Origin of the sequence: uncultured Gimesia sp., from assembly GCF_937919775.1 — a bacterium.
In the GTDB taxonomy this organism is placed as follows: Bacteria; Planctomycetota; Planctomycetia; order Planctomycetales; family Planctomycetaceae; genus Gimesia.
On the sequence record NZ_CALFPF010000182.1, the window covers coordinates 1 to 4,275 of the forward strand.

A 4,275-nucleotide genomic window follows, 5' to 3' on the forward strand; every position below is an offset into this window, starting at 1 on the left:
CTGCAGGGCGCTTCGTTTGGCACCAAGTTTGAAGGGTTGAAAGTCAGCAAAGAACTGCCCGAGCAGATTGCCGGTCTGTACCACGCCGGTTCGGTCGGGATTATTATGTCCGGTTGGCTGGGTGCGGTGAATTACGGCGTGATCGTCAGTAACGATGTCGATAAATATCTGACTCCCGCAGCCGCCCGCATCTGATGCTTTTTCAATTCTGAAACTGCCCCGCAATCTAAGAAACGGAACGATCTCGTGAATCTGGATGAAATCAAAGCCTGCATTCCGCACCGGGAACCTTTTTTGTGGTTGGATGAAATCGTCGCGCTCGAAGACAACAGCATTCACGCCCGCAAATTTGTCTCTCCCGATCTCGATCTCTTTCAAGGGCATTACCCCGATCATCCCGTGCTGCCCGGCGTGATTCTCTGCGAAGCCGCCATGCAGGCCGCTGCGGTTTTCATCGCGAAAACTGACGCCCCGGCGGAAGGCAAAGTTCCCGTCGCCACGCGATTGAACAACACCAAGTTCCGGCGGATGGTTAAGCCGGGAGAAACACTTGACATCCATGTCACTCTCACCGAAAAACTGGGCGGCGCTTATTTCTTCACCGGGAAAATTTCCGTCGGTAAAGAGACCGCCGTCCGACTCGAATTTGCCGTCACTGCTGCCGACGGCTGATCCATTTCTCTATTACTCACGCAGTTTACTTCTGAAGCGATTTATCTTCGATCCGATACAGGAAGTTTTCCGTTCGCATGATAATCGACTTGCCTGCGATCGCCAGCGAAGCAACACAGCCTTCATCCAGCTTGTTGGCTGCCAGTTCCTTGTATTCTTTTCCGGGAACAAAAACCCGCGTCACTCCTTCTCGATCAGTCGCGTAGATCTTTCCATCCGCGTAAATGGGAGAAGCGGAAAACGAACTCCGCTCCATTCGCTCTTTCCAGATCTCCTTGCCGGTTTCAGCATCCAGACAGGTGGCGATCCCTTTATCGTCCACCATATACAGCAATCCGTCGATCAGCAATTGAGACGGCTTGGAAGGAATTCCCTTCTGTTCAATCCATTTGACATGCGAGTCTGTGACATTTCCTTTGCCCCCCGGATTCACCGCATACAGATGCGCTTTCCCGAAACCGGTGCCGACGTAAATTCTCTCTCCATCAAACAGCGGTCGATTCGCAGCGGAATGCTGCGGGTAATAAAACTTCCAGTACTCTTCCCCCGTCAGAGGGTTGTAGGAAACGGTTGCTTTCGCAGCCGGGCTGATCAGCTGCACGCGCCCTTCGTATTCAATCACCCGTGGCGTCGCAAAGGCTTTTTTGAAATCGCCGTTTTTCGTTCCGTAATCGATGTCACGGTCTTTTTTCCAGACTTCCTTGCCCGTCTGCTTGTCCAGCGCGACGACGTACTGATAATCGTAACCGTCATACTGCAGGATCAGCAGGTTCTGATAAATAATCGGCGACGACCCTGCACCCCGCCAGTGATTACAAGGATAATCGCGGCGGGACCAGAGCACATCCCCCGTTTTCGTATCCAGACATGCGGTTCCGTAAGCACCGTAATGCACGTAAATCCGACCCTCTTCAATGATCGGCGTACTCGAAGCGTGTGAGTTGCTCGGATCGATAAACTGGGGTTTCTCGACGTCATAGATTTTTTTGTCGATCAGAATTTTACCCGTGTTGAAATCGACGCAGACCACGCCCAGCTCTTTACCGTCCTGCGTTGATGTCGTCACCCAGACCTGATCTTTCCAGACCACCGGCGAGGACCAGGCCCGACCGTGAACCGCCGTTTTCCAGACGATGTTTTCTTTCTCGCTCCACTTCACCGGCAGCCCGGTCGCCTGCGATGTCCCATCCGCGTGCGGCCCGCGAAACTGGTTCCAGTCAGGCTCTTCCGCTGCAGCAAACGTCGCTGAGAAAAGCATGGCTGAAAACAGACACAAAACCGAGAAAAGACGTCGTATGTAAATCGCAGCCATTGCTGATTCCTGAATTGTATTTGAAAGATGCGGGCAGGCCATCAAGAGTTGATCTGCGAAAACAACACACCGCAGAATCAGAGGGTAGTAATTAAAGGATGTTTACTGGCAAGGGACATTTCCTCTGCTAATCCGATTATAAGAGCCGCCACACCCGATGCAATTGTAAAGCGGCTTCAATCTTTTTCTGAAGATTCTTTACGAACGAATTCGACGTCAATGATATTCTCGTCGTCGAGTGGTGGAGTTGTCTGATTGAACTCCTGAAAGCCCTGGCTGCTGGTATGAAAGCTGGTGCGGGTCTGGATCTGCATCAGCGCCCGCTGTTTGATCCACTCTCCAATTCTGAGTTTCAGTGCTTCCCTTAACGCGGGAATCAGCAGGGCAAAGCCGAGCATGTCGGTCATAATGCCGGGGGTGATCAGAAACGCGCCGGCGAGCAGAATCATCAAGCCGTCCAGCACCACGCCGGTGGGGGGCTGTCCCTGTACCAGATGCAGCTGGATTTTCTTCCACGCCTGCGAACCCTGCTTGCGTGCCAGCCAGGCGCCGAGGATTCCCGTGACCAGCACCAGACCAAACGTAACGGTCGGGCTGGTCAACGAACTGAACCACAACAGCAGCCACAGCTCTGCTAACGGAATGATCGTGAATAAAAGAAACAGTCGTAACAGCACAATCAGTCACCAGGGTTAAAACACAAAAAGAAACGCTTGGGGTTATTCTACACCAAACAGATGTCGCTGAACATCCCCACTCTGCGCATCGCTGTGTACGAATTCCCCGGAAATTTACAGACCCCCTCGGCTGCTCTACTTTCGCTGTTCGCACGAAAAACCAGTTTGTCTGAAAAAAGACCGTCGTTTCCCGTCCCCGGTCTGCCACTGAAAAAACAGGTCTTGTCGGTAACGCGTCCCTCGCCAATATGCGTGTTATGTGTCGCGCGCGTAGGAAATCTGCTGCCGCGGTGCAGGTCGGCACCCCTGTGAAAACGGTCACTATAAAACCCGCTGGTTTGAGACTGATTTGATTCCCTTTCCTTTCAGGTAGTTCCCGATGAGCACTCAAGTTCGGCACGCTTCGGCGCGCGACTGCCGCCAACAAGTCACGGGGCGACCGCATGGGGTCACGCCCAGGCGCGCATCTGCGCCGCGTCTGTAACAAACCCGAGTTGACACCCCCACGCCCTTCACGAAAATCGTTCCCAACGAAACCACCAACAATCCAGGTGCAGGACAACAAATTCAATAACCCCGGAATCAGACATCCCATGCCAGAATACTCCTCCATGACGAACAAAGAATACAAACGCCCCATCCCGCAACCGAACCAAAGCCAGCAAAAATGAGCGGCACGGCGCCAGGTAGTGTTTATTTATTGATTTTGAATGTGATTCCCAGGACCGCAATCTAACCCAGGTCGGTTTTAACCGCGGCTAACGCCATGCGGCTAATCTTTTTTTAGGTCCTTTGACAACCGGAATGACTTATTAGCCGAAGGGCGTTAGCCCCGGTTGCTTCACATTTATCTTCACATTTATAAGGACAATTCGAATTAAGAAACACTACATGGCCGCCGGTGGATGACACGCAGAAAGTTACCACACCCCCGACGACACAAAACCCATCCGAAAAGATTCTACCCGATGCAACCCGACACACCGCAGATGAAGATCCGGCAGGTGTTCCAAGAGCAGGGAAGCAAACAGCAGGACGCTAACCCACGTATCCGCCCGTCGGAAGCATTCCAGAGGAAACCTAGTTTTATTTCAGCCCGAGCAAAATAAAAATTATCCGGCGCAACATCCGTCGCGGTTAGTTTGATCTGACTAACCAAGCGTAAATCCAATCAGGATTCAGCGACCACGAAAAAAACGAAACCACACGAAATTAAAAAACTATCGAACAAAAATATTTCGTGTTCTTTCGTGCCTTTCGTGGTAGAAAAATAGAATGAGAAGCAGCTCTCAGTGCCGAGCAGATGATCCTGATAACATTCATTCGGGGTCTGACTCTTTGATGTTTTCAACGGCTCGCGTTTCATCTCTGCCACTACCATTGAAAATTACAATCGCATATCCGAAAATGAACATACCAAGCAAAGCCACGTGCCGAACTGGATAGGAGCAGGCCTCTTGAGTTGATCGCGACGTTGCTGGCGGCAATCCGGTGATATTTGTTGTCTGAATAACATTAACCAGGAAACGAGTAGTGTCTGACATTTCCTTTACGGAAATAATACAGCATGCATATGCTCGCGCTAAGAAAGCTTTCTTGTCAGGAAAATTACCT

Annotated in this window: 4 protein-coding genes and 1 pseudogene; 2 read left to right on the forward strand and 3 right to left on the reverse strand. The window is 51.4% G+C overall.

All coding sequences use genetic code 11. The annotated features are described in order from the left end of the window. Together Q0294_RS04925 and Q0294_RS04930 are read left to right on the forward strand one after the other, a co-directional pair. A pseudogene (locus Q0294_RS04925) lies at positions 1–195 on the forward strand (phytoene dehydrogenase); the annotation flags it as partial. A 51-nt stretch (positions 196–246) separates the two neighbouring features. After that, positions 247–672, forward strand: coding sequence for a 3-hydroxyacyl-ACP dehydratase FabZ family protein (locus tag Q0294_RS04930; RefSeq protein ID WP_299461517.1), 426 nt, complete (start codon positions 247–249; stop codon positions 670–672). Positions 673–697: 25 nt separating this feature from the next. Here Q0294_RS04930 and Q0294_RS04935 read toward each other — a convergent pair whose 3' ends face one another. The 3 genes from Q0294_RS04935 to Q0294_RS04945 form a co-directional block, all read right to left on the reverse strand. Further along, a complete protein-coding gene (locus Q0294_RS04935; protein WP_299461519.1) occupies positions 698–1,984 on the reverse strand; it encodes a PQQ-binding-like beta-propeller repeat protein in 1,287 nt (428 codons plus the stop codon). A gap of 176 nt (positions 1,985–2,160) precedes the next feature. Continuing rightward, the gene (locus tag Q0294_RS04940) at positions 2,161–2,661 is read right to left on the reverse strand and encodes an FxsA family protein (protein ID WP_299461521.1); all 501 of its coding nucleotides are present in this window, start codon (positions 2,659–2,661) and stop codon (positions 2,161–2,163) included. A gap of 1,319 nt (positions 2,662–3,980) precedes the next feature. Further along, positions 3,981–4,275: hypothetical protein (locus tag Q0294_RS04945; protein WP_299461523.1), on the reverse strand; the 295-nt coding region annotated here is incomplete at its 5' end.

What these genes read in the sequence shown, in the direction of transcription:
- Q0294_RS04935 (WP_299461519.1), bottom strand. Translation starts at nt 1,984, where the DNA reads ATGGCTGCGATTTACATACGACGTCTTTTCTCGGTTTTGTGTCTGTTT.